This window comes from Halobacillus sp. BBL2006, from assembly GCF_000786645.1.
In the GTDB taxonomy this organism is placed as follows: Bacteria; Bacillota; Bacilli; order Bacillales; family Halobacillaceae; genus Halobacillus.
The window spans coordinates 1-4,545 of the sequence record NZ_JRNX01000301.1 but is presented as its reverse complement, the minus strand read 5'-3'; the positions used below and the strand labels follow the sequence as shown (position 1 = coordinate 4,545).

General features: G+C 43.9%; 6 protein-coding genes. 1 reads left to right on the top strand and 5 read right to left on the bottom strand.

Going from position 1 to position 4,545, the window contains the following annotated elements; all coding sequences use genetic code 11:
• The coding region (locus LD39_RS09755; RefSeq protein WP_035545641.1) for a GyrI-like domain-containing protein at positions 1–395 on the top strand (395 nt) is incomplete at its 5' end.
• A 125-nt stretch (positions 396–520) separates the two neighbouring features.
• On the opposite strand, the gene LD39_RS09750 is transcribed toward LD39_RS09755, so the two are convergent.
• The 5 genes from LD39_RS09750 to LD39_RS09735 form a co-directional block, all read right to left on the bottom strand.
• A complete protein-coding gene (locus LD39_RS09750; RefSeq protein ID WP_035545640.1) occupies positions 521–2,116 on the bottom strand; it encodes a sodium:solute symporter family protein in 1,596 nt (531 codons plus the stop codon).
• A complete protein-coding gene (locus tag LD39_RS23910; RefSeq protein WP_369793232.1) occupies positions 2,113–2,232 on the bottom strand; it encodes a symporter small accessory protein in 120 nt (39 codons plus the stop codon). Before LD39_RS23910 ends, LD39_RS09750 begins: the two co-directional genes overlap by 4 nt.
• A 108-nt stretch (positions 2,233–2,340) precedes the next feature.
• Entirely contained in the window at positions 2,341–2,721 is a 381-nt protein-coding gene (locus LD39_RS09745; protein WP_035545639.1) for a 5-carboxymethyl-2-hydroxymuconate Delta-isomerase, read from the bottom strand.
• 18 nt (positions 2,722–2,739) lie between these two features.
• Positions 2,740–3,486, bottom strand: a complete 747-nt coding sequence (locus LD39_RS09740) for a fumarylacetoacetate hydrolase family protein (RefSeq protein ID WP_035545637.1) — start codon at positions 3,484–3,486, stop codon at positions 2,740–2,742.
• Complete coding sequence (locus LD39_RS09735) at positions 3,483–4,271, bottom strand: fumarylacetoacetate hydrolase family protein (protein WP_035545636.1); 789 nt, start codon at positions 4,269–4,271, stop codon at positions 3,483–3,485. Before LD39_RS09735 ends, LD39_RS09740 begins: the two co-directional genes overlap by 4 nt.
• Positions 4,272–4,545: the final 274 nt, after the last annotated feature.

Genomic DNA, 4,545 nt, shown 5'->3' with positions numbered 1-4,545 from the left:
ATATGGCGGGTTATGGTCAAGAAATCCCTGAAGCTTCTATGTTATTAGACCGTCGTAAAAGTGAGATCAAGAACCTTGTGGAGCCCGCTAAGCTTATCGGCGCTTTTAAAGTGGCTGAGACCTCAGACGAAGACGATGGATACTGGGTTTGTTATGAAGTTGAAGATTTTGAAGATATCCCTGATGGAATGGTCAGTCTTACTGTTCCGGAAGAAAAATATGCCGTCCTTCATTTTAAAGGTCAGGCATCGGAGATTTACCGTGTCTATGATCATTTACATCAATGGATAAGCGACAATGGATATAAACGTTCACCAGAAAAATGGACGCTAGAAATCTATTCTAAATGGACAGAAACGGGAGATCATGTGGATCTATGTGACCCAATTTACTAGATAAAGGGTTCCGTTACTAGATGAGTAACAAGGGCCTGAGTAGGCTCGCCGTCAGGCCCTGGATAGCGAATGTGTACTCTCAAATAAAGGGGACTTCCTATATTCAGGAAGTCCCCTTTATTGCATTATCGAACATTTACTTTTTCTGTTTGGATGTGTCCCTGTTGTTTGACTTGGTCTTGTGATGTGAATAAGCTTACGGTAATGAACACGATCGTTGATAAAGGAAGCGCATAGAAGAGCGGATCCACATGGGTCCAAGGATAGGCAAGAAGATAGCCTTTTCCAAAAAGAGCTTCAGAAAGACCAAAGGCAACCGACTGCTTCTCGTGCAAAAATAAGAACCCGAACATGCTGACGCCGAAACCAGTAATAATACTGGAAACCGCTCCAGCACGAGAAGCTTTCTTCCAATAAAATGCTCCAACTAATGCAGGCAGGAATCCGGCAGCACAAATTCCGAACCAAAAAGCGGTAGCCTGAGCGATGACCCCTCCCGGTAAAAGGTAAGCCAGGATGACAGATAAGATGACCCCTACGATGACACCAAGACGTGCGGGGCTGATGACATTTCCTAATACGGATCGAATCCCTAATGTTTTCAGGATATCTTCACCAAACGCACTCGCCTGTACATGGATGAGCGAGCTTACGGTGGAAATCGTCGCTGACAGAAGTGTAAGCGTAAATACATAGATGAACCACCCAGGCATCAGCGTATTGATGAACTTCGGAATGACTAGGTCAGGATTTCCACCCGCTACACTAATCGATAGTTCTCCGGCCGTTTCCATAAAATAAACATTGCTGAGTGGTCCGATCATGTAAGCCGCCCCTGTCATGAAAAAGATAAAAATTCCGCCGACAAGAACAGAGCGATAAAGAGCGCGGTCGTTGTTCACCGTCATACAACGCATGGCTAACTGTGGTTGTGCAAGAACCCCTATACCGACGCCCATGATAATGGTGCTGACGAGTGTCCACCACATAGGGGACCCTAATTCAGGCATGCTTGTCCACCCTTGATGTCCCTGGGAGGCGAGTGACTCTGGAACCATCGATTTAAGTGAGGCTAACGCCTGGTGGCCATCCACTATGCCCCCTACCGCTTGATAGCTGGCAAATAAGAAAATAGCCATCCCGATGAGCATAATAATCGCAGCGAACGCATCCGTGTACATGACTGCTTTGATGCCTCCACCAATGACATAGAGCGCGATAATCACGGCAAGAATAAGTAAAGCTGCGTTAAAATTCATAGACAGCGATTCTTGCAAAAAACGGCCGCCGCCAATTAACACAATGCTTGTGTAGGCAGGCATAAAGATAAATATGACAATCCCTGAGAAGACCGTAATGAACTTAGAATCATAGTGTTTTCCTAATAAAGAAGGGAAAGTCGTAGCATCTAGTTTCAGTGAGAGCCTTCGAATCTTTTTTCCAAAAACCGCGAAAGCCACAAAAATCCCCAGTACGATATTTAAAAAAGCTAGCCACAATAGACTTAAGCCATAAATAGAGGCGACTCCACCAAATCCGACCATAGCTGATGTACTGATAAACGTAGCGCCATAAGATAATGCCATGACAATCGGATTGATGTTTCGTCCGCCCACTAAGTAATCAGATTCAGAAGTTGTTTTTTTATAGCCGTAATACGCCAAACCTGACATCACGGCAATATAAACAAGGCATAAAGGAATTAAGATGTAAATGTTCATTCTTCTTCACCCTCCCCCCGATTCCACATCACTGCTCCATACAGGACACATCCGACCGCTGACAGCACCGTGGCAACCCAAATAAATGCAATAGAAGCATCATCGATTCCTAACATATTCGCCCTCCTTAAGTATTGTGATTCTATTAACCTCACCAAATTAAGAAAACGCTTACAATAAACATGTAAAAAGAAGAAGGCCTCAGCTCCGGCCCTCTACACCTTTTATTTAAAACGGCTATGGATGTTGTTATGTTTGTAGGTTTTATGTTGGAATTCTACTAGTTCTAGCGATAAAGCTAAGTATTTTTCTTCATAAATCGAAGCGAAGTGTTCTTTCAGCACCTGAAATAGTGCCTCACAAGTGGCCTGTTTCGTTTCCTCACTTCTGCCTTTTCCAATTTTTAACGTCGTATGAACGAACGCATCGTCTTCTTTCCCATCAGCAATGTGATAATCGGTGACTTTATGGGCTCTTACGCGGATTCCTCCAATCGGATAGGTGTCACCAAGCTCCACTAACACCTGGCTGATCTTTTTAAGTAGACTTTGAATATCTGTATGAGGCGTCAAGTTGTCGGTGTATTCTATAATCACATGCGGCACTACCATCCCCCCTTTGAATCAGTTTTTCTCACCAGTAATCGTATTGATAAGACGTCCTAAGCCTTCAATCTCGGTAATGACCTCATCTCCCACTTTTGTATCCACTGTACCTTTTGGTGTTCCTGTCAAAATAAGATCACCTGGATTTAGTGTCATAAAGCTGCTCAAATATTCGATGAGTACAGGAATATCAAAAATCATATCCTTTGTAGAACCTTCCTGAACAAGCTCGCCATTGACATACGTGCGCAAAGCAAGATTCATCGGATCGTCGACATCTGCGGCATCAACGAGCCAAGGTCCGATCGGTGTGCAATGATCCCGGTTCTTCACTCGCAAATTCGGCCGGTAATAATTTTCCAAGTAATCACGAATCGCATAATCATTAGCAATAGTATAGCCGGAAATATAACTGTACGCATCTTCTTGTTTAACATTTTTTGCCTGCTGTCCAATGACAACAGCCAATTCACACTCATAATGCATGTTTGTAACGTCAGATGGACGATAAGTTTTGCCGCGGTGACCGACAAAAGTATTAGGTCCTTTCAAAAAGACAAGCGGCTCTTCCGGTGCATTGAAAGAAAGCTCGCTCGCATGATCAAAATAATTCAATCCAAGTGCAAAACTTGTCTGCGGCTCGACAGGCGGCAGCCAAACAACCTCTTCTTCTGACACCTGCTGGCCATTATCCAGTTGGACCCCTTCAGAAAGTTCCGTTGCCTGATAAATCCCGCCTTGAAAGGCTACCCGTGCCGTCTTCATGACTTAATCCCTCCTACACGTACTTCTTTTCTCACTATGTTTTCAAGGGCACCCACTCGATCAATCTCGATACGGATTTGATCCCCATCTTTTACACGAGGGGGATTTTCTGGAATACCGACAAGCAGCGTGTCTCCTTTTTCAAGCGTCATAAATTCGGTGACATCGGCAAGCAGCTTTGGAACCGACCGTACTAGATTTCCAGTATGATTTTCTTGCTTACATTCTCCATTCACATAGACACGAATAGCCAGGTTGTCAGGGGTCGGAACGGCATCCCGTTCTATGATCCATGGACCTGCAGGGCAGAACCCATCGCGTGCTTTGTGCTTCACCGCCGGTCTAAATACGCTTTCATGAGGAACGCTGATATCATTAACAATGGTATAACCCGCAACATAGCTTAATGCTTCTTCCTCGCTGACCCGCGAAGCTTTTTCACCGATCACCAGTCCAAGACAGGCTCCGACTTCAAGCTCTGATACATGTGCTGGCATAGGAATAGAGGTTTGATGACCAGTAATGGTGTTTTTGGGTTTGATATAAAGAATGGGAGCTTTTGGAGGAGATTTGTAGGGATCTTGGTGTATGGTGTCTCCCATTTGGTCTAGAGCACCTTTATAGTTTAGTAATGTACCGTAAACCGTTCCCGAAATGGGTGAATCCCAGGAATGATCTGATGGATCGATATTTTTTCCGTTCCATTTGGCAGAACTTTCATTTGGATGAACGTCTATTTCCTGCATCTGCAATCTACCGCTAAATTTTGCTCTCGCTTTTGGCATTTCATTCGCTCCTTCTAGTGAGGGTCGTGTTATTCTACAAAATATTCGAAATTCTCATGTAATTACAAAGTAACACTCGATCTTTCATATATAAAATATTGATTATGTTCGTTTTGCATACGAAAAAAATATAGTCCTGTTTTGACAGGTAAGAAATCTAATTTAACAGATAAGATTGTAATTAATTTTAATGCTCCTAATCCAAGCCTTCATTCAATTAGAGGAGGGTGGTTGGAAAACGACTCGCTTTCCGCGGGCGAGACGGGGAGCCTCC